The sequence below is a fragment of the Caballeronia sp. KNU42 genome, from assembly GCF_053760385.1.
Map to the genome: position 1 here is coordinate 3,891,824 of NZ_CM132388.1, position 23,144 is coordinate 3,914,967.

The following is a 23,144-nucleotide window of genomic DNA, read 5'->3' on the forward strand; positions in this document are numbered from 1 at the left end:
GCGGCTTTCGCTTGCGTGAGTGGGCGGGGCAGGCAGGGCCGGCGTCGCGGCTACAGGTCAGTGCGGCAAGCGGACGTCCAGCTTGAGCGTGGCGAGCCGCGCGATCAATATAAACCCGGTCGATACCAGCACGTTGTACACCCCTTCCAGCCCCAGCCAGTCCAGTCCGAGATACAGCCAGCAACCCGCCAGCGCACACACCGCATAGGGGCGCGAATCGCGCAGGATCAGCGGCACCTCGTTGCACAGCACGTCGCGCATGATGCCGCCGAACACCCCCGTCATTACGCCCATCATGGCTGCCGTGAAGGCGGGCATCTGCGCATCGAGTGCAATCGACGTCCCCGAAATGCTGAAGAGGCCCAGTCCGATGGCGTCTGCAATCAGCAGCGCGCGCTGGTCGAACAGGCGGGTGGTCGTGCGCAGCAGCAACGGCGCAAAAATCGCCATGATGAAGATGACGATCACGTAGTCCTGATGCTGGACCCAGTAGAACGGCCGGCGCGACAGCAGCACATCGCGCATTGTGCCGCCGCCAAAAGCGGTGGCGATCGCCACCAGGAAGGCGCCGACCACATCCAGCCGGCGCTTTCTCGCTTCGATCAACCCGGAAATCGCATACGCGAAGATCGCGAACGCCTCCATGACGGAGATGGCCAGCGTGAGCCTGGGATGCACGGTTACAGCCCCTTCCTCTGGTCGCGCCGGTGATCGGAATCCCGGTCCTGCGGATGACTGTGATGCTGCGGCGAACCGCCCGGCTGGAGCAGCACGAGCACGGCGCCCGCGCCGCCATCGTGCGGCCGCGCCTGACAGAATGCGATCACTTCCTCTTTCTGCACGAGCCACGCGCGCACTTTGCCCTTGAGCACCGGTTCGCGTCCGATCGACCCAAGTCCCTTGCCGTGGATCACGCGCAGGCAGCGCAGCCCGCGTTTCACCGCTTCACGGATAAATTCCGATAACGCCTCACGCGCTTCCTCGCGCCGCATGCCGTGCAGGTCGAGTTGCGCCTGTACGATCCATGCGCCACGCCGAAGCTTGCGCACCACTTCCTGGCGCACGCCGTGGCGGCAATAGGAGAGGGTGTCGTCGGTGTCAAGAAGGCTTTCGGGATCGTATTCATCGGAGAGCGCTTCGTGCAGGACGGCTTCTTCATCCAGGCGAGTCTGCAGCGGCAGCGGCGACGGCGGCACACGCGGGAGTGGCATGCGGGGCGGGACTTTGAGCGGCGCTACTTCGCCGATCGAACGACGGAATACATCTGCGTCCGCCACGGCTTCGCGTTCGGCCAACACGGCGGCGGCGCGCTGTATCTTGCGTTTGGCGGCTTCCGCTTCGAGTGAGCGGCGCAGCGTGCCGAGGCCCGCGAGGCCATCGCGTTTTAACGCCGCCGACAACTCTTCCGGCGTCGGCGCAGCGGCCTTGGTCGAAGCGGCGGCGATAGAAGACGCCGACGCCGAGTCGCGCTGGCGTTTCAGCTGGGGTTCGTTCGGATGGGGCAGGTTCTTGGGCATTGCACGGCAGAAGAAAATGCACGGCGGCGAAACACGTTTTTCGCCGCTTCCGGAAACCCTTTTTAACATGGGAAGGGGAAAAATCGGCGCGCCGGGTGTTTTCTTAACCGGTTTTCATCCCGCGTCGACCATGTTCAAAACGCAAACGCCGGCCGATCCAGAGGATCGCGACCGGCGTTTTTTAGCTTTTTCCCCGGCAGACCGGGGCGTAATCAGAATTCAGCCGAAGCGTCGTATCAATCACGCCGCGCCGCCTTCCCAGCCGTTTACCGTTCCGCTTCGGCGCTCATCGAGTGCACAGCGGGATTTTCGTTGATGCTTTCAAGGTAGCGCTGAGCATCGAGTGCGGCCATACAGCCCGTGCCCGCGCTGGTGACAGCCTGGCGATAGATATGATCCTGCACGTCGCCGGCGGCGAACACGCCCGGAATGCTGGTGCTCGTTGCGTTGCCTTGCAGGCCGCCGGTCGTGATGATGTAGCCGTTTTTCATCTCGAGCTGGCCGGCAAACAGGTCCGTATTCGGCTTGTGGCCGATTGCAACGAACACGCCTTGCAGCGGCACGTCGCTGGTCGCGCCGGTGTCGGTGCATTTGATGCGCAAGCCGGTCACCCCGGAAGCGTCACCGGTGACTTCGTCGAGCACATGGTTCCACTTGATATCGACCAGACCTTCCTTTTCCTTCGCGAGCAAACGGTCGATCAGGATTGGCTCGGCGCGGAACTTGTCGCGGCGATGCACCACCGTCACCTTCTTGGCGATACCCGCCAGGTACAGCGCTTCTTCCACGGCCGTGTTGCCGCCGCCGATCACCGCAACTTCGCCGTTCTTGTAGAAGAAACCGTCGCACGTCGCGCAAGCGGACACGCCCTTGCCCATGAACGCTTCTTCCGACGGCACGCCCAGATATTGCGCCGATGCGCCCGTCGCAATGATCAGCGAGTCGCACGTGTACTCGCCCGAGTCGCCGATCAGGCGGATAGGCCGTTCGGTCAGCTTGGCGGTGTGGATGTGATCGAAGACAATTTCAGTGTTGAAGCGCTCGGCGTGCTCCAGCAAACGCTGCATCAGTTCCGGACCCTGCACGCCCAATGGGTCGCCGGGCCAGTTTTCGACGTCTGTGGTGGTCATGAGTTGACCGCCCTGCGCGATGCCCGTGATCAGCAATGGCGACAGGTTGGCACGCGCCGCGTAGACAGCGGCGGTGTAGCCGGCGGGGCCGGAACCGAGAATCAGCACTTTTGCGTGTTTGGGCGATGACATGAGAGCAATCCGTTGTGGTTAGGGCCGAACCGTTGATCCGCGTTGGTCTGCGTTGATCGATTGAACGGTTCATATGGGCATCAGCGCGCAGAGTAGAAACTCGCTCAGGGCGGCGATCCGCATGCCGCGCACTGCTGCCGGTGACCTGTAGTTAGGTGCGAGTGCGCCATTATAAAGGGGGTGAAGAACGCTCGCCGAGTGATCCTTTCAATGGCGGCCATAGCACGCTGCAAGGCTTGCTGCCTGTAACGCGTGTGTTACAGGGTGAAACCGCAGACCATTTTTGCTCGACCATCGCAATGCAGCGTTTACAATGCGTCATTAAACCTGTCGACCCGGTGCATCCCCGTGCAACGGGTCAGAAAGCCTTACGGATCAATGGCAAAAGCTACCTATTCTGCAAGCGCGCAGGCATTGCCGCACCGCATGTCGCGCCTTTTCACCGAAATTCGATGGATCCTGCAGGTCGCGCTCGGCGTGTTCCTGCTCATGGCGCTGGTGAGCTACAGCCGCCACGATCCAAGCTGGACCCACGCCGCCCAAGTCGACCAGATCGCCAACTGGGCCGGCCGCGTGGGCGCGTGGACGGCAGACATCCTGCTGCTTCTGTTCGGGCTGTCGGCTTACTGGTGGGTTGTGCTGCTGGTGCGGCGGATCATCGCCAATTATCGGCGGATCACGAATCAGGAAGCGTCTGATGAAGCGCCGGCGAAAGATCGCACGTGGCTGGCCGAGGCGTTCGCGTTCGTGCTGGTGCTGGCCGCCAGCGACGGTCTTGAAGCGTTGCGCATGTGGTCTCTCAAGGTCCAGATGCCGCGCCAATATGCATCGGGCGGCGTGGTTGGCGAAGCGATTGCGCACGGCGTGTCCCACGCGCTGGGTTTCACCGGCGCTACGCTGTTCCTGCTGATCGCGCTGGCGATCGGTTTGTCGCTGTATTTCAACTTCTCCTGGCTGTCCGTTTGCGAAAAAACCGGCGACGGCATCATGGCGACCATCACCGGCGCAAGGATGCGCCGCGAAGCAGGCCGCGACCGCAAGCTGGGTGAGGTGGCAGCCGTGAAGCGCGAAGGCAAGGTCGTGCGCGGGCGCGTGAAGATCGAAGAGCAGGAGCCTGTGATGATCGTGCCTCCGGTCGCGCCGGCCAAGTCGGCGCGGGTGGAGAAGGAAAAGCAGGTACCGCTTTTCACCGATCTCCCCGGCGACTCCACGCTGCCGCCGCTGGCGTTGCTCGATGCCGCGCCGGAAGTGAAGGAAACCATTTCCGCCGACACGCTCGAATACACATCGCGGCTGATCGAGAAAAAGCTGAAGGATTTCGGCGTGGAGGTGGCCGTGGTGGCCGCGTACCCGGGTCCGGTCGTGACGCGCTACGAGATCGAGCCGGCCACGGGCGTGAAGGGCTCGCAGATCGTCGGGCTGGCGAAGGATCTGGCGCGCTCGCTGTCGCTCGTCTCCATTCGCGTAGTCGAGACTATTCCGGGCAAGAATTACATGGCGCTCGAGTTGCCGAATCAGCGCCGCCAGACCGTGCGTCTGTCCGAGATCCTCGGTTCGCAGGTTTATGCCGATGCCGCTTCACCCCTGACCATGGGCCTCGGCAAGGATATTGGTGGCAAGCCCATATGCGCCGACCTCGCGAAGATGCCCCACTTGCTGGTGGCGGGCACTACGGGCTCGGGCAAGTCGGTGGGTATCAACGCGATGATCCTGTCGCTGTTGTACAAAGCCACCGCCGACGAAGTCCGCATGATCCTCATCGACCCGAAGATGCTCGAAATGAGCGTCTACGAAGGCATTCCGCATCTGCTCTGTCCGGTCGTCACCGACATGCGGCAGGCCGGCAACGCGCTCAACTGGGCGGTCGCCGAAATGGAACGCCGCTACAAGCTGATGAGCAAGATGGGCGTGCGTAATCTTGCGGGCTTCAACAACAAGATCGACGAAGCCACCAAGCGCGACGAGAAGATCCCGAATCCGTTCAGCCTCACGCCGGACGAACCGGAACCGCTTAACCGCTTGCCGACCATCGTGGTCGTGATCGACGAACTCGCCGACCTGATGATGGTGGTCGGCAAGAAGGTGGAAGAGCTGATCGCGCGGATCGCGCAGAAAGCGCGCGCGGCCGGCATTCACCTGATTCTCGCCACGCAACGGCCGTCGGTGGACGTGATCACCGGCTTGATCAAGGCGAACGTGCCCACGCGGATGGCGTTCCAGGTGTCGTCGAAGATCGATTCGCGGACCATTCTGGATCAGCAGGGCGCCGAATCCTTGCTCGGCATGGGCGACATGCTTTATCTGCCGCCGGGTTCGGGATTGCCCGTGCGCGTCCACGGCGCGTTTGTATCGGACGAAGAAGTGCATCGCGTGGTGGCGAAGCTCAAGGAGCAGGGCGAGCCGAACTACATTGAAGGCGTGCTTGAGGGCGGCGTGCTGGGCGATGGCGAGGACGGTGCGCCAGGTGGTGCCGGCGCGGGCGGCGGGGAAGGCGAAGCCGATCCGCTTTACGACCAGGCCGTCGAAATCGTGATCAAGAACCGGCGCGCGTCGATTTCGCTTGTGCAGCGGCATCTGCGGATCGGTTATAACCGGGCAGCACGGCTGCTCGAACAAATGGAAAACTCGGGGCTCGTTTCGGCGATGTCCTCGAACGGCAATCGCGAAATCCTCACGCCGGCGCGTGAAGCCGAATAAGGTTATCTGGAGAGTTTTTATATGCAGTCAGTTTTGGGATCGGCTTTGAGATCGGCGATGAAGTATCAAAGCCGGACGATTAAAGCGGTCGTTTTTGGCGCTTCGTTATTGCTGGCGTCGCAGGCGTTTGCAAGCGGTACCGAGCAGTTGAAGGCGTTTATCGCGCAGGTTCACTCGGCGCATGGCAACTTCGTCCAGCGTGAAGTGAAGGCGCCGAGCAAAGCGGCGGCATCGGCTACGCAGGGCATGGCGGCGCGGCTTGGTGGCACGTCGAGCGGTACGTTTACGTTCGCGCGGCCGGGCAAGTTCATCTGGGCGTACGACAAACCGTATGCGCAAATACTGCAGGCAGACGGCGACAAGCTCTATGTGTACGACAAAGACTTGAACCAGGTCACTATCCGGCCGTTAGGCAACGCGCTGGGTGCGAGCCCGGCTGCGATTCTTTTCGGCAGCAACGACCTTGACAAGAATTTCACGTCGCGCGACGCGGGCGTGAAGGATGGCATCGACTGGCTGGAACTGACGCCGAAAGCGCAGGACACGCAATTCCAGCAGGTGGGCATCGGCTTCAAGGACGGCAATCTAGAAGCGATGGAATTGCATGACGTGTTCGGCAATGTCACGTTGCTGACGTTCTCGAACATTCAGAAAAATCCGCCGCTGAAAGCCGATCAGTTCAAGTTCGTCGTGCCGAAGGGCGCGGATGTGATCAACGGCTGACGGTAACGGAGGTTCTTCAAGCCCAGGTTGTCCAGGCCGGCGTGAGGATTTTGACGGTCCTCACGCGTGCAACGCTCGCTTGAGTTCCGCTTAAGTCGCCGGCGACTGCCGTTGTTCCCGGCGGCCCGCCACCAGCGCGAGATAAGCCAGCGCGCCCACAACGAGCGCAGGCAGCGTGGCGCCGAGGTTCGGCAGCCACTGGTTGATCGCGTGATACGCCGCGATGCCCAACGCCCACGCAATAAACCCGCTCACGTGCCAACCGCCCGAGAATCCGTACGGGCCGCGTGGATCGGTGAGCGCAGCGACTTCAACGCGACGTTTTCTCACGATAAAGTGATCCACCAGCACCACCCCGAATAGCGGCGCGAACACCGAGCCGATCAGCAGCAGGAAGTTCTGATACTTGCCCATTTGCACGAGCAGCGCGATCAGCGTGCACAACGCGCCGAACGCCGACGACAACATCGGCACGCTTGCCTTCGCCCAGAACGTGCCGGTGGACACGGCGGCGGAATGGATATCGGCGAAGGCGTTGTCGATTTCATCGATGAGAATCAGCAGCAGCGCAATCCCGCCCGCCGCCTGGGCCAATGCAACGGTCAAGAGCGCATCGCCGCCGCCGGCCGCCAGGCCGTAGAACGCACCGAGCGCATAGAACCAGATGTTCGCGATTCCGTAGCCGAACAGCGTGCCGCGGAACGTGCCGCCCGCGCTGCTCCCGAAACGCGTGTAATCCGCGATCAGCGGCAGCCACGAAAGCGGCATCGCGACCACCAGGTCGATACCCGCGCCGAACGGCATGTCACCCGTGCCGGGACGGGCCATCAGCGCGCCAAAGTCTTGTTTCGACAGCAGATTCCACGTCAACCAGCCCGCGCCGCCGAGCAGCAGCCAGATCCCCCACGTGCGCAAGAAGCGCCGGACGAAGGACAATGGCCCGGTGATGGCGAGCGCTGTCGCCAGCACGCCGAAGATCAAGGTCCAGATCAGCGGCATGGAGAGGCCGAATGATTGTTTGGCGAGGGCATCGGCGGAATCGCGCATCACGATGATTTCGAACGAGCCCCAGCCGACCAGTTGCACCGCGTTGATCACCGCGGGCACGGATGCGCCGCGAGTCCCAAGCGTCGGCCGCAACGACGACATGGCGGCGAGGCCCGTGTCGGTGCCGACTACGCCCGCGAGCGCCAGCAAGACCACGCCGATCACCGTGCCGATCACGATAGCCGCGAGCGCGTGCGGCAACGACATGCCCGGCACGAGCAGCGCCCCGGCCTGCGCCACCAGCAAGCCGATGCCCAGTGAAAACCACAGGGCGAAGGCGTCCGATGTGCCGAACGCGCGGCGCGCGGCGGGGACCGGCAGAAGTGGCGCATAAGTCGATGCGCCGGTTTCGCCTGTCGTGCCTGTCGTGCCGGTCGTGTTCTCCGTGGTGTTGCCCGTCGTGTTCCCTTTTGCCATTCGCGTTTCGTCCTTATCTGTAGGGCTTGGCCCGGTTCATGCGCGTTTCTTCGGTTCGTCCGCGGCTGTCATAATCACCCGATGCGTCGCGATTCGCGTTTTTTCGAGCCGAAACGTCCATTTTGAAGCAGCGGCGGCGTCTGTCTCGAAAAGCGCACGATTATCGCTGTGTTTGCCCAAATTGCGCAGTATTCAGACGCATTGTCCAGATCTACCCCGACCTATCCGGAAACCCTCCAGAGCGCCATGTTCGAAGAAAACCGTGCCAATGTTCCGCTTGCCGAGCGTCTGCGTCCTCGCACTATCGACGAGGTGATCGGCCAGAAACACCTGCTCGGCGCCAGCAAGCCGCTGCGTGTCGCGTTCGAGTCCGGCGAGGCGCATTCCATGATCCTCTGGGGACCGCCGGGCGTCGGCAAGACCACGCTCGCGCGCTTGATGGCGGCGGCGTTTCACGCTGAATTCATCTCGCTGTCGGCGGTGTTGTCGGGCGTGAAGGACATTCGCGAGGCGGTCGAACTGGCGCAGATTCATCGGGCGAACGGGCATCAGACGCTGGTGTTCGTTGACGAGGTGCATCGCTTCAACAAGAGCCAGCAAGACGCGTTCTTGCCGCATGTGGAGTCGGGCCTGTTCGTGTTCGTGGGCGCAACGACCGAGAATCCATCGTTCGAGGTGAACAGCGCATTGCTGTCGCGAGCGGCCGTTTACGTGCTGAAAAGCCTCGACGCAAGCGAGCTCACCGAGCTGCTGGACCGGGCCCAGGGCGAACTCGGCGGTCTCACATTCACCGATGAAGCGCGCGACGCACTCATCGGTTCCGCCGATGGCGACGGCCGCAAGCTGCTCAACAATCTCGAGATCGTTGCGCGGGCGGCGGCGCAGAAGAAATCGACGCATATTGACGGCGCGTTGCTCGGCAGTGCGCTCGCCGAGAATTTGCGTCGTTTCGACAAGGGTGGCGACGCGTTCTACGACCAGATCAGCGCACTGCATAAATCGGTGCGCGGCAGTAATCCGGACGCGACGCTTTACTGGTTTTGCCGAATGCTGGATGGCGGCGCCGATCCGCGATATCTGGCGCGGCGCATCGTGCGCATGGCATGGGAGGACATTGGTCTCGCCGATCCGCGGGCGGGGCGGATTGCGCTCGATGCCGCCGAGACCTACGAGCGGCTGGGCACACCGGAAGGTGAGCTGGCGCTCGCGCAGGCGCTGATTTATCTGGCGATCGCGCCGAAATCGAACGCCGGCTACAAGGCCTATAATGCGGCGCGACAGTTTGTCGGCAAGGATCAGTCGCGCGGGGTGCCGGTGCACTTGCGCAACGCACCGACGAAGCTGATGAAGGAGTTGGGTTACGGGCATGAATACCGTTATGCCCACGATGAACCCGACGCGTTCGCGGCGGGCGAAACCTATCTGCCGGACGGCATGCGCGATCCGCACTGGTACGAGCCGACGCCGCGCGGCCTGGAGGGCAAGATCGGCGAGAAGATGGCGCGGCTGGCCGAGATGGACGCGCAATGGCGGCGCGAGAACAAGGGCGAGAAGAAGTGATCGAGGGTGCGCGCAGCTTGAGATTGTGTATAAAAGCGCTGCGACCAATTTCGAGAGAGGTTTTTCTGGAACGGAAAACGCCTCGGACATCAGGCCGAACGGCTAACGCGACCACAGCACGCCAATAACCCCTCGGTGCTGAGCTAAAATCGCGGATTCGCACCTACTAAGAACCGGCCCTGCCATGCTCGACATTCAACTTCTGCGCAAAGACCCCGACGCTGTCGCCCAGCGCCTGGCCCAACGCGGCTACACCCTCGACGTCGCGGCTTTCGCGGCACTGGAAACCGAACGTCGCGAGATCCAGACGCGGACCGAAGAACTGCAGATGCGTCGCAACACGCTGTCAAAGCAGATCGGTGGAATGAAGGGTCGCGGCGAAGATACTGCCGGGGTGATGGCGGAAGTGAGCGGAATTGGCGACACCATGAAAGCGTCGTCGGCACAACTTGACGATATCCAGAAACGCCTCTCTGACCTCATGCTCGGCGTGCCGAACCTGCCGCACGAGAGCGTGCCGGTTGGCCGCGACGAGACGGAGAACGTAGAGTTGCGCCGCTGGGGCACGCCGCGTTCGTTCGATTTCGAGGTCAAGGATCACGTCGATGTAGGCGCACCGCTCGGCCTCGACTTCGAGACCGGAGCCAAGCTCTCCGGCGCGCGTTTTACGCTGTTGCGCGGCCAGATCGCGCGGCTGCATCGTGCGCTTGCCCAGTTCATGATCGACACCCACACCGAGCAGAACGGCTACACGGAGGCGTACACGCCGTATATCGTGAATCCGGAGATCCTGGTCGGCACTGGACAGTTGCCCAAATTCGCGGACGACATGTTCCGGGTGGAGAAGGGCGGCGAAGAAAACACGGTCACGCAATATCTGATTTCGACCTCCGAGATTTCGCTGACGAACACGGTGCGCGAAAGCATTCTCGAAGCCGCTGCGCTGCCGGTGAAACTCACCGCGCATTCACCCTGCTTCCGCTCTGAAGCGGGCTCGTACGGCCGCGATACGCGTGGCCTGATCCGCCAGCATCAGTTCGACAAAGTCGAAATGGTGCAGGTTGTGTCGCCGGAAAAATCGTACGACACGCTCGACGAAATGGTCGGACACGCCGAAGCGATCCTGCAGAAGCTCGAACTGCCGTACCGCGTGGTTTCGCTGTGCACGGGCGACATGGGATTTTCGGCATCGAAGACATTCGACCTGGAAGTCTGGCTGCCGGCGCAAAACACCTATCGCGAGATCTCGAGCTGTTCGAATACCGAAGCGTTTCAGGCTCGCCGGATGCAGGCGCGTTTCCGCAATGCGCAGGGCAAGCCCGAGTTTGTTCATACGTTGAACGGGTCGGGACTGGCGGTCGGTCGCACGCTCGTTGCGGTGCTCGAGAACTTCCAGAATGCGGATGGATCGGTGACGGTGCCGGCGGTTTTGCGGCCGTACATGCGTGGTGTCGAAAAACTGGAAGTGCGGGGATCGGAGTAAGCAGCGGATTGAGCTGCTGTGTTGTAACCGGCTCACGAAAAGGGGTTGGAAATCGATTCCGAGTCGTCTATAATCTTTCTCTTCGCTGAGCATCGACCCGCTCAGCGAAGACCGCAAAAAGCTGGTAACAAGCAGCAAAGCGGTTGCAGTAAATGGAAAGGTGGCAGAGTGGTCGAATGCGCTGGACTCGAAATCCAGTGTACGTTTAGGCGTACCGTGAGTTCGAATCTCACCCTTTCCGCCAAATTCAAAAAACCCCGCTGATCGAAAGATCAGCGGGGTTTTTGCCTTTCCGGCGCCGCTGGAACGTCCCTTGAGCCGCACGTCAACGCGCCGCCACGCGTTCACTCATCAGCACTTTGGCAGCAAGCGCTCAATATCGAAGGTCGACTTGCCGTCGGGATTTCTGCCGGCTGAACTCCGCGCCAGATTATTCGACGTCCTGCATGCCCAGTTGTCCGGCTTCTCAATACTGGGCGTTTGCCGGCTCGACCAGTCATCTGCCCCGGATGCGGGCTTTGGGTCGGACGCCGGCTGTGACGTCCCGACAATAGAGGGCGGCCGATATACATGGACAGGTGCTACAGACAGCGGGACTGGCTTGTCGACAGTCGGGTCGACCGGGTCAGTAGCCTGCGCCTCTGCCATGAAGCAAAGCGATGCAGCGGCCGCTGCCGCCGTCAGCAAGCTTCTGCAGACATTGAAAGCGAGGTGGTTCATGCGTGTACTTCCGTTGTGAGAACGGTGGCGATAGAGGCCGCGACGGGCACATCCGGCCGCAGTCGAAGCGTTTCATGAAATGAAAACGTGGATTCGCTTATTAAACCTAATTGGAACTACCGTTATATTCGTATCTGATTCAAACTCTTAATTCGTTGCATTCTGTTAATTTAATCGCATAGACGTGCTATTAACACTCGTTGCAAATTGATCACAAAACCATCGTAACCTCCTTCCCCTGCGGCGCCTGCGAACCAGAAGTCTATAAATAATAACGCCAAAAAGATAATTAAGAGCGCTCCGATTGGTCACGCACGTCCTTGCAATTTAATCTTTCGCTTCGTTGCGAGATTCTGATCAATATAAATTCCGTAAATCTTATTAACAGTGAATGTGCACGAACGTGGCAATTAGCGTTGCTTTTTAATTTAATGTTATGTATCGACTTCCATGTCCAATTTAAAGAAGTTTTTTGCCGCACTGGTCATCGCCCTGACCGGTCTTTCGTGCGCTCAGGCAAGCGAGTTCGCCGGCCCCTACGCCGGTGTCAAGGTCGGGGAGAACTGGTCTGACGCGTCCGGCGTCGTCAACAAGTCTTCTCATGCAACGTTTTTCCCCGGCCTGACCGCGGGCTATGGGTTCGATGTGAAGCAGTTCGTGATCGGCGCAGAAGTGTTCGCGGATTTCCACCACGGTTCGACGACCTACAAAGATGGCGGCATCGATCTCAAGTTCGGAATGCCATTCAACACGATCATGCCTTACGCACGTTTGGGTATGACTGGAAGCTGGCCCAATGCGCGCCTTCACGGTGGCTTGGGCGTTGAATACAAGTTCGCGAAGCAATTCAGCGTCGCGGCTGAATGGACAGCTGATTCAAGCAGCCATGATGGCACCAAACGCCATAATGACAGCGTGACAGTCGGAGTTCACTACTACTTCTGATTGGTTTAATAATTTATTGAGCCAATATTAAAAAATCCCCGGACGAATAATCATTCTCCGGGGATTTTATTTGGCTGATGCCAATTGAATTCAAGTCGTGCAGCGCGCTATATCGAAGCGCATTTCAGGTTCGGGCAATCCGCCATACTCTTCTGAAGACTTTTGCACCTTTACGGTCGATCCATATTGCGATGGCGAGAGCGTAACCAGCCATGCGTTCGGCCCGACCAGCAATTCCGAAGCACTACCGAGCTTCGACGCGGACACTGAAGGCAACTTGTCCTCAAGGCAATTCAGCACATCAGCCGGCTGGCGGTGCGACGACACGTAGATCACCGGATTCGAAGCGCGAAGCTCAGGGACGCTTGCAGAACTGCACGCGGCGAGCGCAATGACAGACGCTATCAAGGACACAAACAAGAAGGTGAACGGAACAACTCGGCGTGAGGGCATAAGCAATGGGCGTCAGCGAAAACGAGGAACAAACGAGGCAGCATCGGAACAAAAACAGGCCGCAAATCAGGGGCCAAAACAACCCGCGCGAGCAAACTGAATCAAGCTGGACCAAGCCTAAAGCATGACGTCGCGCGACCGCAAGGCAATCCTGCGCGCCATCAAAAAAAGAGCGAAAAAGCGTGCGATGCTATCATCGCCGGCATCCTGAAATAATGCGTCCGCGATACATCGATATTGCGCGCCGACACACCAACGCTCCATGGCCATTACACTCAAGTCGCCTGCCGACATCGAAAAACTGCGTATTTCCGGGCGCTTGGCCGCAGAAGTCCTCGCGATGATCGGCGAGCATGTGCAGCCCGGTATCACCACGGAAGAGCTGGATACAATCTGCAACCGCTTCATTGTCGACGAACTGAAGGCGATCCCGGCAAACGTGGGCTACATGGGTTTTACCAAGACCATTTGCACGTCGGTGAATCATGTTGTCTGTCACGGTATTCCCAGCCCACGCGCGCTGAAAGACGGAGACATCATCAACATCGACGTCGCGATCATCAAGGACGGCTATTTCGGCGATACCAGCCGCATGTACTACGCCGGCACGCCGAGCCGTGAGGCCAAACGGCTGTGCGACACGACGTATGAGGCAACGGTCGCCGGCATTCGGGCGGTGCGTCCGGGCGCGACGCTGGGCGATGTGGGTTATGCGATCCAGTCAGTAGCCAACCGCGAGGGTTATTCGATCGTGCGCGAGTATTGCGGACACGGCATCGGCCGTGTGTATCACGAGGACCCGCAAGTGCTGCATTACGGACAACCGGGAGCAGGATTGCGTTTGAAGCCCGGACTGGTTTTCACCATCGAGCCAATGGTCAATGCAGGCCGCGCTGCAACGCAGCAATCGCGCGATGGCTGGACCGTGACGACCAAGGACCGGTCGTTGTCGGCGCAATGGGAGCATATGGTCGTGGTGACTGACGACGGCTTCGAATTACTGACGCCGTGGCCTGATGGAACAGGCGAATACGCTGCACCGTAAAGCAGCATAAAGCTGATAAAACACCATGAAATAAGCGATGTGGTGGGGAGAGAGACCCACGATGAGGGCACGTCGCGCATTGACTGAAATAATGATTTGACTCGTTAGCCTGTTCGGTTGAAGCTATTAAACAGACCAAGCCGGCTTAAGAAAGCTTAAGAAGCTTGTTAAAGCTTGAGAGAAAAACACCCGCATGAGTCCTTCACTTACTGTTCGCAGGATCACCGCGCATCAAGGTGCAGTCCTGCGCGAGCTTCGCACGGCCTCATTGCGCGAGGCGCCTTACGCGTTCGGTGAGACGCTGGAGGAGGCCTTGTCCGCCGACGTCGCAAGCTTCGACGAAACGGCCGACCGCCACGCGAATTCACCCGCTATCGCGACGTTTATCCTGTACACCGAAGGTCATCCGGCGGGCCTGGTGGGTGCGTTTGTCGATGAAGCGCCTGCACCGCGCGCATTCGTCTACGCGTTGTGGGTGGCGCCTGCGGTGAGGCATCTGCGCGGTGGCGAGTTGCTCGTGAATGCCGCCACGCAATGGCTCGCGGAGCGGCGCGTGCATGACGTCTTTGCCTGGGTCACCGACGAAAACCGCAACGCCATGCGGTTCTACGAGCGCTTGGGCTTTGGTCCTACCGGTGAACGTCGCCGGATTCCGGCGCATCCCGAGGCCTATGAAACGCTGCTCGTGCGCCGCGTGATCGATTCGCGTGACTTGAGCGCATGACCTGAGCATCCGAGGCTGATTGGCCACGGTTCGCGTGGCTTCAGGGCGGCTGCAGTGTGGTTTCCAAGTCCCGGCTCATCTTGCCGTTGCCTGTCTCGCCTATCTCGTTCTCTTTTCACATCATGCTGCCCGCGTTCGGGCGGCAATCTGAAATTTTCCGTTTGCTTGCGCTCACGCCTGTAAAATACGCAAAATTTTTGGCTTTACCTATGTCGCTCAAAAAAACGCCCTTTTTCGAATTGCGCAGCGGCTCTGTCGACACGCTTCTGTTTGTCGTCAAGACTACCGACCTCGACGCGCTGCGAACGGAACTCACGCGGCGCTTCGAAGCGACTCCCGAGTTTTTCGCGAACGATACTGTCGCCATCGACGTGCGCCGTCTGGCGGCCGACGAGCGCATATCGATCAGCGAGCTCGCAGCGTTGCTCGACAGCGTACGCATGCGCCCCATCGGTGTAGTGGCATCGGCGGACCAGGCATGGGCGTCCGAAGGCGCGCTGCCGTTGCTCGAAGCACGCGACCGGCGCGGCGCACCGAAGCCGTCGGTCGACGCGGGCGTTGAAAACACCGAGGCGGCTGCCGTGATCGAAGCGGCCGTGGCGCAAACGCCTGCGCCGAGCGTGCCGGTACCGAAGACGACCATCATCGACCGGCCGTTGCGTTCGGGCCAGCAGGTCTATGCGAAGGGCGATCTCGTCGTGCTGGGGCTCGTGAGCTACGGCGCGGAAGTGATCGCGGAAGGCAACATTCATATCTACGCGCCGTTGCGTGGCCGCGCGCTCGCGGGCGTGCACGGCAACCTCGACGCACGGATTTTCTGCACGTGTCTGGAACCGGAACTGATCTCCATTGCCGGCATCTACAGGACGATGGAAACGCCGCTCGGCCCCGATGTCCTGGGCAAGTCGGTGCAGATCTGGCTCGACGAAGAAAAACTGATGATCGAACCGCTGCGGCTGACCTGAGAGGCCTGATGAAAATCAGCCGAGCGCGCCTGATTGGGACGGCGCGCTCTCGGACAGAATGCAAGCGGATTTAATTGACGAACACAAGGTACAGGAATGGCAAAAATCATTGTGGTGACTTCGGGCAAGGGCGGCGTCGGCAAGACGACCACCAGCGCGAGCTTCGCATCGGCCCTCGCGTTGCGCGGGCACAAAACGGCTGTTATCGACTTCGATGTCGGCCTGCGCAATCTCGATCTCATCATGGGCTGCGAACGCCGCGTGGTGTACGACCTCATCAACGTGATCCAGGGCGAAGCGAACCTCAACCAGGCGTTGATCAAGGACAAGAAGTGCGAGAACCTGTTCATCCTGCCGGCCTCGCAGACCCGCGATAAAGACGCGCTGACGCAAGACGGCGTAGAGAAGATCATCAACGACCTGATCGCGATGGACTTCGAATACATCGTCTGCGACTCGCCGGCGGGGATCGAATCGGGCGCGTTGCTGGCCATGCATTTCGCCGATGAAGCATTGATCGTGACGAACCCGGAAGTGTCGTCCGTGCGTGACTCGGACCGCATTCTCGGCATTCTTTCGTCGAAGACGAAGCGCGCAATTGAAGGCAAGGAGCCGATCAAGGAACATCTGTTGATCACACGCTACAACCCGAAGCGCGTGAGCGAAGGCGAGATGCTCTCGCTGACCGACATCCAGGAAATCCTGCGGATCGAATTGATCGGCGTGATTCCTGAATCGGAAGCGGTGCTGCATGCGTCCAACCAGGGTCTGCCGGCCGTGCACCTCGATGGCACTGATGTGGCTGAAGCCTACAAGGACATCGTTTCGCGCTTTCTCGGCGAAGAAAAGTCCCTGCGCTTCACCGACTATCAGAAGCCAGGTCTGTTGCAACGCATCTTCGGCAACAAGTAAGGGGACGCAATGTCGATTCTTTCGTTTTTGCTGGGCGAGAAAAAGAAGTCCGCTTCGGTCGCGAAGGAACGCTTGCAGTTGATCATCGCGCACGAGCGAGCGGGCGGACATGCACCCGCCGATTATCTGCCGGCGTTGCAACGAGAACTCGTTGCCGTGATTTCCAAGTACGTGAAGATTTCAAGCGACGATATCCGGGTAAGCCTCGAACGTCAGGACGATCTCGAAGTACTCGAAGTGAAGATCGAAATTCCATCGGTGTGAAAGTGGATGACGATTTGAACCAGCGCTGACGTATCTTCCTGGCGCGCAGCATCCGAAGGCCGGAATCATTCGATTCCGGCCTTTTCACTTGTGCGTTTGCACCTCTAAGTCGACTTACATCAATATTCCGTTGCAGTTTAGCCATCGCCGTTACACGGGCGCTGTCGGCTAAACCGTGGCCTCGCGCATTGAGTGTGTATCGCTGATACGAGGCGACCAACTCAAGAGGCCGATCATGAAAATACGTTTGTTCATTGCCCAGGCGGCGATTGTTCTGGCCGGCGTTGCGGCGGTAGCCGGAAGCGCATCGGCTGAAGTGATTATCGTGGCGCCGAATGCGCCGCCGCCGGTGCGCGTGGAATCCGTTCCGCCGGCTCGCGTGGGTTATGTCTGGGATAACGGCCACTGGCGCTGGGAACACGGCCAATACGTGTGGAATCCGGGGCATTGGCAAGTCGAGCGCGTGGGTTACCACTGGGTGCCGGGACACTGGATCGCGCGTGGCGGCGCATGGCGCTGGATGCCTGGACACTGGGCCTGACGCCTTCTCGGCTTGATACCCCTCGAGGGCGGTCCATCAAGCACCGCCCGAATCTGATTCGATAAACCCGTTGCCGGAGTTCCACATGAAAACCAAACTGTTGATTATCGGCTTGCTCGCAACCATGCTGGGTGGTTGTATTGTCGTGCCGGCGCATCCTTATGCTTATCATCCGGTGCCACGCGTCTACGTTTATTAAGTTTGCCCAAGCTTTATTTGGTCACCGGCTCTTCGTCCTCGACGGGCGTTTCGGGCAGTTCCGGTGAAGCCCGTGGCACGGGTGAGGGCAATGGGGTCATGTAGCGCTCGGCCAAGGCTTCGTAAAGCGGCGGCGAGAAGAGGCGCGACACCCGGCTCGCGATCAATGCTGTTGCCATCAGCGAGATCACCAGCGCATGGCCGTTGATCATTTCCATCACGATCACGAACGACATGATCGGCGACTGCGTGACGGCCGCCAGATAACCGACCATGCCGAGCGCAATCAGCATCGACAACTGCATGTGGCTGAAGACCATGTGCAGCACGTTGCCGAAGCCGGCGCCAATCGATAGCGACGGCGCGAAGATGCCGCCCGGAATGCCGGGCAGATACGAGCCGATCATCGAGACCATCTTGAGCAGAGGATACAGCGCCGAGAGGTGCTCGTGGCCTTCCAGCAGGCCGCGCGCCTCGGCGTAACCGCTGCCGAAGGTCGTACCGCCCGACACAAGTCCGACCACGGCGATGATCAGCCCGCAGAGCGTGGCGAACACGACCGGGCGCGTCGCATGCATCTCGCGCAGACGTGCCGGAATCCACTTGGACGTGTTGAGCAGCAACCAGCAAAACGCGCCGCCCGCGATGCCCGTCACGATAGCCGTGATCACCACCGCGACCGCCAGCAAGCTGGGGAAATGCGCGTCGACTTCGATGGTGCCGAAATAGGTGTAATTGCCGTTCAGGCCGAGCGCGACGATACCCGCGAGAATGATGCCCGTGATCAGCACGCCGCTCGTACGCGCTTCGAAACTGCGCGTCAGTTCTTCGATCGCGAACACAATGCCCGCAAGTGGCGTGTTGAAGGCCGCCGATAAGCCCGCCGCCGCGCCGGCCAGCACGAGTTGCCGTTCAATGCGGGCGTTCGAGCGGGGAAAGAGTCGTCGCAGGTTGTACATCAGTGCCGCGCCGACCTGGACGGTCGGACCTTCGCGGCCGATGGTGAAACCACCGAGGATCGCGATAAACGAGATCCCCATCTTGGCGATCAGGATGGCTGGCGACAACAGCCGAGTCCCCAGCCCCGGCGGACTGTGCAACACGGCGATAACCTGCGGGATGCCGCTGCCTTCCGAGCCGCGGAAAAATTTTCGCGTGAGCCAGACGGATAACGCGGCCACCGCCGGCGTCAGGATCAGCGGCAACCACACATGGTCGTGCTGAACCGCGCGAAAAGCGTTATAGCCCCAGTCGATGAGCCTCGCGTACAACACGGCGACCAGCCCGACCGCGATCGCGCCAACCCAGAAAATGCCGTAGCGGTACCAGAGGTTGCGCGCGCGTCGAAGAGTAAAGCGGGGAAGAGACCGTAACGCTCGAATCATGTGCAGTGAGCCATGCGACCGGCTGTCGGCAAAGCGGTGAGTATACCGATTTGTCGCAATAATCAAGCCGATCGCTCCCGGATAACCCGCTTTGAAAAGAAAACGGGGCGCGGCTATGAGCCGGCGCCCCAAAAACACTCTCGTCGGGGTGGCGAGAGTGGAGAGAAAAACGTAATTAATAAGTAATGTTTTATTCAGGTATTTGAATGACACGCAAACGTTTCAACGATGACCCAGGCAGATTGAAAGTTTTATCGATTACTGTATTAGGCGGGACGTGAAGCGCTTACTGAAGATCAGGTTGTCATTACTTCGAAAGCGACTACGGCGGCAATGGCGCCGGCGTTTGCAAGCAATGCCTGCAGTACGATCCCGCGCCAGCTCGTCGTCCGGAAACGCACGGCCAGCATGAGTGCGGTGAAAAGCGCGATGGCGATTATCGCTACAACATCAGCACTTTGAAGATGAATGCGCATGACGCTGGCCTCACGATTGTTCAGTCTTTGTTGAGTGTTTGACGAGTATAGACAGCGCGTGCCGGTACGCAAGTTGCATAAAAATAATCAAGGCTGGGGCTGTCGTATTTATCTAATGATCTGATGGGAATTTTCCGGGCGCAGTCCGTACTAACCCGGATTGGTGTTTTCCCGGGAAGGGCAAACTTCATCCACGGAGTTGCATTTATGAATTCGCCGAATCGCCGTTCTCTTGAAGTGGATTTCTTCCGGGGACTCGTGCTGCTGGTGATTGCCGTCGATCATATTTCGGGAAGCGTTTTATCCAGATTTACACTTCATAGTTACGCGTTCTGCGATTCCGCAGAGGTTTTTGTGTTCCTCGGGGGATATGCATCGGCCGCCGCTTATACAACGCTGGCAGCGAACCGAAGTCACGGGGCCGCGCGCCTGCGCTTCCTGAAGCGCAGTTGGGAGATTTATCGCGCGTACCTGTTCACCGCCGTGATGATGCTGCTCGGCGGGGCGATGCTCATGTGGCTGCGCGTCGACACCCCGATGCTCCAGATCACCGAATGGCCGACGTTCCTGGCCCAGCCGCTGGGGCTGACGTTCGATGTCGCGACCTTGCGGCATCAGCCGTATCTCTCGGCGGTATTGCCCATGTACGCCATGTTCGCGCTCGCTGTGCCGTTCGTGGTGCCGCTGGCTGAACGTAAGCCGGTTGTGGTGTTGTTCGGCAGTCTCGGCGTATGGCTTTTTGCATCGTCTCTCGCGCAATGGCTGCCGTCGGCTTACGCGGAAGGGTGGTCGTTCAATCCGTTCGCGTGGCAACTGATGTTCGCGCTCGGCATTCTGGCTCGCGTGCAGCCGATTCCCGCCGAATTCCACGATTCGAAAACCGCTCGCTGGATGACCCGTGCGGCCGTTGTCGTGTTCCTGACGTTTGCATTCGCGAAGCTGTTCCTGGAGACGCAAGCGCCGCCCGGGTACATGAAACAGAACCTGGCGAGCCTGCGCATTGTGAGTTTTGTCGTGATCGCGTGGCTGTTCGCTCAGGCGGTGCACGCCGGATGGATAAAGGCGCTGGCGAAGAGCCTGCCGAGCGTGGTCAACATCGGCAAGCAGGGGCTGGTGTGCTTTATTGCGGGCGCGTGCATGTCGCTGGTTATCGATACCGCCTTGCGGGTCGTGTCGCTCGGGCAATATCAGTGGATAGCGGGGCTGGGCGGCGACGTCGTCGCGATTGGCAGCCTGATCTGGCTCGCGGCTTTCTGGCGCGATCGCAAGGAGGCGCAGCGGGCGCGGTTGCCGAAGGGGCCGACGGTGCCGGCGCATGCTGTCAATCGGCGCGATAGATGAAAGAGGGAGTTTGAACAATGCGTGCCGGTGAGCTTCATGAAGCGTCGCCGGCACGCATTGAGCGCTACGAAAGTTTGATGTCCCGCGTTTCCCGCATGCACAGGACGCCGAGCAGGCTGATTGCCGCCGCGACCGATACATACCCGCCGACCCACGCCAAACCGCCGCGATTCGCCAGCAGTTGCGCGATGTACGGCGCTACCGACGCCCCCAGAATGCCGCCCACGTTATACGCCACGCCAGCGCCGGTATAACGCACGTTGGTCGGGAACAACTCGGGAAGCAGCGCGCCCATCGGCGCAAAAGTGATGCCCATCAGGAACAGTTCGATGGTGAGAAACAGCGCGACCGCGTACGTGTTGCCGCTGCCGAGCAGCGGGGCCATCGTGAAGCCCGACAGGATGGCCGCGATACAACCCACGATCAGCACCGGCCGGCGGCCGAATTTATCGCTGGCTAATGCGGAAATCGGCGTGGCGATCGCCATGAAAATCACCGCGAAACACAGCAGGCCAAGGAATTTCTCGCGCGTGAAATGCAACGTCGAGACGCCGTACGAGAGCGAGAAAACCGTCGAGATATAGAAGAGCGTGTAGCAGACGATCATCGCGATCGCGCCGAGCAGCGTCGGTTTCAGGTATTGGCCGAACAACGTCGCGATAGGCACGCGCACGCGTTCCTTTTTCTCGATAGCCTCACGGAACGCTGGCGTTTCCGCAATTTTCAGGCGCACATAAAGCCCGAGCGCCACCAGCACGGCGCTGACGAGAAACGGCACGCGCCAGCCCCAGCTACGGAATTGTTCATCGGTGAGCGAGAGCGCCAGTCCGAAGAACAGTCCATTCGATGCCAGGAATCCCACCGACGGCCCAAGCTGCGGGAACATGCCGAACCAGCCGCGCTTGTTTTGCGGCGCGTATTCGGTGGCGAGGAGCGCTGCGCCGCCCCATTCACCGCCGAGCCCGATGCCCTGGCCGAAGCGCAGGATGCACAGCAGCACCGGCGCCAGGCTGCCGATGGACGCGTAGCCCGGCACGAAGCCGATCAAGGTGGTCGACACGCCCATCACGAGCAGCGAGGCGACGAGCGTCGATTTTCGCCCGATGCGGTCACCGAAGTGGCCAAAGATGAACGAGCCGATCGGCCGTGCGATGAACGCGATGCCAAACGTGACGAACGCCGATAACGCTTGCGCCGCGGGCGAGCTATGCGGGAAAAAGACCGGGCCGATGACGAGCGCAGCGGCCGTCGCGTAGACATAGAAATCGTAGAACTCGATTGCCGTGCCGATAAAACTCGCGAAGATCACACGGGAGGTGCTCATTTTCGCGTCGCTTGCCGGCGATGTGGGAAAAGAGCCCGATGGTGAAGCTGATGACATGGCGTCTCCGGGTTCGCCCTTCGTGTCGCGTCCGGGAATGCGAACGCGCGTTGGGACACTTTGTATTGAATGCGCAATGAGGCGGCGTGCAGCGGTGAAAACGAACGGTGTTGAACTGCGCGTGGTATGTCGCGGAGTCGACCGGTCAGACGCCGGCTCAAGCGCTGGATGGGCGAAGGCGACGGCTTTGCCGGCATGGCCGGCGCGGGGTATCGAAAATTATAACGATCGTGCGCCACAGCCTGCAAGGAAACCGTATTGGTGGAAGGACCATTGATTCTGCTTTTTCCATTTAATCGATGGTCGTCGCCTGCGGTGAATGGACGCTGCGTAGCTGGAACTGACCGTTGTCGTTGAAGAGCCAGTCCTCGAACAACTCGAGATGGCCGTTGCCATCGAGCAGGCGCGCCGGCGGTGTGGGCAATGGCGATGCGCGTCGCAGCGACGCGAGCGCGGTGGCTTCGGCTTCGTCGTCGCCATTGGTCCGATAGACCGACGAGCGGATCACGCGGCCGCTGCGGTCCACGGTGAACGCGACCACGACGAGCGAGCGCAGCATCGCTTGGGGCGTGCCTTTGAGCACCAGCGAAGGATTGCGGTCGAAGATCTGTTGCGCCACGCGCACCTTGTATTGATCGAGAGTGGCGCCGCTGACGGCGGCGGCCGGCTTTGGCTCGAGCGCGCTAGGTGGCGGGGTGATCGTGCAGGCGGCGATAGTGGCCGCTAGTGCTGTGGCAAGCGCGTTACGTGTGATAAGCGCGATTTTCAGGCTGGAGGTCATGACAGGCGAAGCTCCGCGATTTCGTTGTACTCATACTTAACAATACGCGGCTGGTCCGGGACTTGCTGCCCCTTTTTGCACACCCACGGCATGTTGATGCGCAAGGAGAAGACCATGAGCAATGATTCAGCTGATTTGAACCAACCGAAGCCCGTCGAACATAGTGATAACGAGTCAAGCAAGATGCCCGAGCGCGACGACGAAGACCGTAAGCAGGCCCCAAGCGATAAGCCTGGGAAGAAGCCAGGCGAGGGCGAGCCGGACGTGGGGTGAAACTGAGTAGGCGCGTCCCGCAAGCTGAAACCCG

At 60.2% G+C, this 23,144-nt stretch carries 24 protein-coding genes and 1 tRNA gene; 15 read left to right on the forward strand and 10 right to left on the reverse strand.

Annotation, left to right across the window (positions count from 1 at the left end; all coding sequences use genetic code 11):
• Positions 1-57: 57 nt before the first annotated feature.
• Positions 58-678, reverse strand: a complete 621-nt coding sequence (locus tag ACSOSP_RS17400) for a trimeric intracellular cation channel family protein (RefSeq protein ID WP_455308558.1) — start codon at positions 676-678, stop codon at positions 58-60.
• A gap of 2 nt (positions 679-680) precedes the next feature.
• Positions 681-1,517 carry a Smr/MutS family protein gene (locus ACSOSP_RS17405; protein WP_455308559.1) on the reverse strand — a complete coding sequence of 279 codons (837 nt, stop codon included), beginning with the start codon at positions 1,515-1,517 and terminating at the stop codon, positions 681-683.
• Between ACSOSP_RS17405 and ACSOSP_RS17410 the strand changes: the two genes are divergently transcribed.
• Entirely contained in the window at positions 1,510-1,833 is a 324-nt protein-coding gene (locus ACSOSP_RS17410; protein ID WP_455308560.1) for a hypothetical protein, read from the forward strand. The genes ACSOSP_RS17405 and ACSOSP_RS17410 overlap by 8 nt on opposite strands.
• On the opposite strand, the gene trxB is transcribed toward ACSOSP_RS17410, so the two are convergent.
• Positions 1,784-2,779: a thioredoxin-disulfide reductase gene (trxB, locus tag ACSOSP_RS17415; protein WP_455308561.1), complete on the reverse strand. Its 996-nt coding sequence runs from the start codon at positions 2,777-2,779 to the stop codon at positions 1,784-1,786. The genes ACSOSP_RS17410 and trxB overlap by 50 nt on opposite strands.
• Positions 2,780-3,157: 378 nt before the next feature.
• Here trxB and ACSOSP_RS17420 point away from each other — a divergent pair, with 378 nt between their 5' ends.
• Together ACSOSP_RS17420 and lolA are read left to right on the forward strand one after the other, a co-directional pair.
• Entirely contained in the window at positions 3,158-5,476 is a 2,319-nt protein-coding gene (locus tag ACSOSP_RS17420) for a DNA translocase FtsK (protein WP_455308562.1), read from the forward strand.
• Positions 5,477-5,533: 57 nt separating this feature from the next.
• The gene (lolA, locus tag ACSOSP_RS17425; RefSeq protein WP_455308563.1) at positions 5,534-6,199 is read left to right on the forward strand and encodes an outer membrane lipoprotein chaperone LolA; all 666 of its coding nucleotides are present in this window, start codon (positions 5,534-5,536) and stop codon (positions 6,197-6,199) included.
• Between the two features lie 90 nt (positions 6,200-6,289).
• Here the strand turns inward: lolA and cytX are convergent, their stop codons facing one another.
• Complete coding sequence (gene cytX, locus ACSOSP_RS17430; protein ID WP_455308564.1) at positions 6,290-7,663, reverse strand: putative hydroxymethylpyrimidine transporter CytX; 1,374 nt, start codon at positions 7,661-7,663, stop codon at positions 6,290-6,292.
• Positions 7,664-7,909: 246 nt separating this feature from the next.
• Here cytX and ACSOSP_RS17435 point away from each other — a divergent pair, with 246 nt between their 5' ends.
• From ACSOSP_RS17435 to ACSOSP_RS17445, 3 genes are all read left to right on the forward strand, one after another.
• Entirely contained in the window at positions 7,910-9,223 is a 1,314-nt protein-coding gene (locus ACSOSP_RS17435; protein WP_455311021.1) for a replication-associated recombination protein A, read from the forward strand.
• A 184-nt stretch (positions 9,224-9,407) separates the two neighbouring features.
• Positions 9,408-10,706 (forward strand): serine--tRNA ligase, encoded by a 1,299-nt coding sequence (serS, locus tag ACSOSP_RS17440; protein WP_455308565.1) that lies wholly within the window; start codon positions 9,408-9,410, stop codon positions 10,704-10,706.
• A 154-nt stretch (positions 10,707-10,860) separates the two neighbouring features.
• A tRNA-Ser gene (locus ACSOSP_RS17445) sits at positions 10,861-10,950 on the forward strand.
• Positions 10,951-11,057: 107 nt separating this feature from the next.
• Here the strand turns inward: ACSOSP_RS17445 and ACSOSP_RS17450 are convergent.
• Positions 11,058-11,426 carry a hypothetical protein gene (locus tag ACSOSP_RS17450; RefSeq protein ID WP_455308566.1) on the reverse strand — a complete coding sequence of 123 codons (369 nt, stop codon included), beginning with the start codon at positions 11,424-11,426 and terminating at the stop codon, positions 11,058-11,060.
• Between the two features lie 450 nt (positions 11,427-11,876).
• Here ACSOSP_RS17450 and ACSOSP_RS17455 point away from each other — a divergent pair, with 450 nt between their 5' ends.
• Entirely contained in the window at positions 11,877-12,371 is a 495-nt protein-coding gene (locus tag ACSOSP_RS17455; RefSeq protein ID WP_455308567.1) for an outer membrane beta-barrel protein, read from the forward strand.
• Between the two features lie 90 nt (positions 12,372-12,461).
• On the opposite strand, the gene ACSOSP_RS17460 is transcribed toward ACSOSP_RS17455, so the two are convergent.
• Positions 12,462-12,824, reverse strand: coding sequence for a hypothetical protein (locus ACSOSP_RS17460; protein ID WP_455308568.1), 363 nt, complete (start codon positions 12,822-12,824; stop codon positions 12,462-12,464).
• Positions 12,825-13,086: 262 nt separating this feature from the next.
• On the opposite strand from ACSOSP_RS17460, the gene map reads away from it, so the two are divergent.
• The 6 genes from map (at position 13,087) to ACSOSP_RS17490 (ending at position 17,275) form a co-directional block, all read left to right on the forward strand.
• Complete coding sequence (gene map, locus ACSOSP_RS17465; RefSeq protein WP_455308569.1) at positions 13,087-13,869, forward strand: type I methionyl aminopeptidase; 783 nt, start codon at positions 13,087-13,089, stop codon at positions 13,867-13,869.
• A 193-nt stretch (positions 13,870-14,062) separates the two neighbouring features.
• Positions 14,063-14,593 (forward strand): GNAT family N-acetyltransferase, encoded by a 531-nt coding sequence (locus tag ACSOSP_RS17470; protein ID WP_455308570.1) that lies wholly within the window; start codon positions 14,063-14,065, stop codon positions 14,591-14,593.
• Positions 14,594-14,802: 209 nt separating this feature from the next.
• Positions 14,803-15,558: a septum site-determining protein MinC gene (gene minC / locus ACSOSP_RS17475; protein WP_455308571.1), complete on the forward strand. Its 756-nt coding sequence runs from the start codon at positions 14,803-14,805 to the stop codon at positions 15,556-15,558.
• 96 nt (positions 15,559-15,654) lie between these two features.
• Positions 15,655-16,470, forward strand: a complete 816-nt coding sequence (gene minD, locus ACSOSP_RS17480) for a septum site-determining protein MinD (protein WP_031359135.1) — start codon at positions 15,655-15,657, stop codon at positions 16,468-16,470.
• 9 nt (positions 16,471-16,479) lie between these two features.
• Positions 16,480-16,734 carry a cell division topological specificity factor MinE gene (gene minE, locus ACSOSP_RS17485; RefSeq protein WP_031359136.1) on the forward strand — a complete coding sequence of 85 codons (255 nt, stop codon included), beginning with the start codon at positions 16,480-16,482 and terminating at the stop codon, positions 16,732-16,734.
• Between the two features lie 235 nt (positions 16,735-16,969).
• Positions 16,970-17,275, forward strand: a complete 306-nt coding sequence (locus ACSOSP_RS17490) for a YXWGXW repeat-containing protein (RefSeq protein WP_436204998.1) — start codon at positions 16,970-16,972, stop codon at positions 17,273-17,275.
• Between the two features lie 212 nt (positions 17,276-17,487).
• Here ACSOSP_RS17490 and ACSOSP_RS17495 read toward each other — a convergent pair whose 3' ends face one another.
• Together ACSOSP_RS17495 and ACSOSP_RS17500 are read right to left on the reverse strand one after the other, a co-directional pair.
• On the reverse strand, positions 17,488-18,858 hold the full coding sequence (locus tag ACSOSP_RS17495; RefSeq protein WP_455308572.1) for a chloride channel protein: 1,371 nt from the start codon (positions 18,856-18,858) through the stop codon (positions 17,488-17,490).
• A gap of 296 nt (positions 18,859-19,154) precedes the next feature.
• Positions 19,155-19,334 (reverse strand): hypothetical protein, encoded by a 180-nt coding sequence (locus ACSOSP_RS17500; RefSeq protein WP_455308573.1) that lies wholly within the window; start codon positions 19,332-19,334, stop codon positions 19,155-19,157.
• Positions 19,335-19,541: 207 nt separating this feature from the next.
• Here ACSOSP_RS17500 and ACSOSP_RS17505 point away from each other — a divergent pair, with 207 nt between their 5' ends.
• A complete protein-coding gene (locus ACSOSP_RS17505) occupies positions 19,542-20,675 on the forward strand; it encodes an OpgC domain-containing protein (protein WP_455308574.1) in 1,134 nt (377 codons plus the stop codon).
• Between the two features lie 64 nt (positions 20,676-20,739).
• Here the strand turns inward: ACSOSP_RS17505 and ACSOSP_RS17510 are convergent, their stop codons facing one another.
• Together ACSOSP_RS17510 and ACSOSP_RS17515 are read right to left on the reverse strand one after the other, a co-directional pair.
• Entirely contained in the window at positions 20,740-21,999 is a 1,260-nt protein-coding gene (locus ACSOSP_RS17510; RefSeq protein ID WP_455308575.1) for an MFS transporter, read from the reverse strand.
• 349 nt (positions 22,000-22,348) lie between these two features.
• The gene (locus tag ACSOSP_RS17515; RefSeq protein ID WP_455308576.1) at positions 22,349-22,837 is read right to left on the reverse strand and encodes an energy transducer TonB family protein; all 489 of its coding nucleotides are present in this window, start codon (positions 22,835-22,837) and stop codon (positions 22,349-22,351) included.
• A 114-nt stretch (positions 22,838-22,951) separates the two neighbouring features.
• Here ACSOSP_RS17515 and ACSOSP_RS17520 point away from each other — a divergent pair, with 114 nt between their 5' ends.
• The gene (locus ACSOSP_RS17520; protein WP_455308577.1) at positions 22,952-23,110 is read left to right on the forward strand and encodes a hypothetical protein; all 159 of its coding nucleotides are present in this window, start codon (positions 22,952-22,954) and stop codon (positions 23,108-23,110) included.
• Positions 23,111-23,144: the final 34 nt, after the last annotated feature.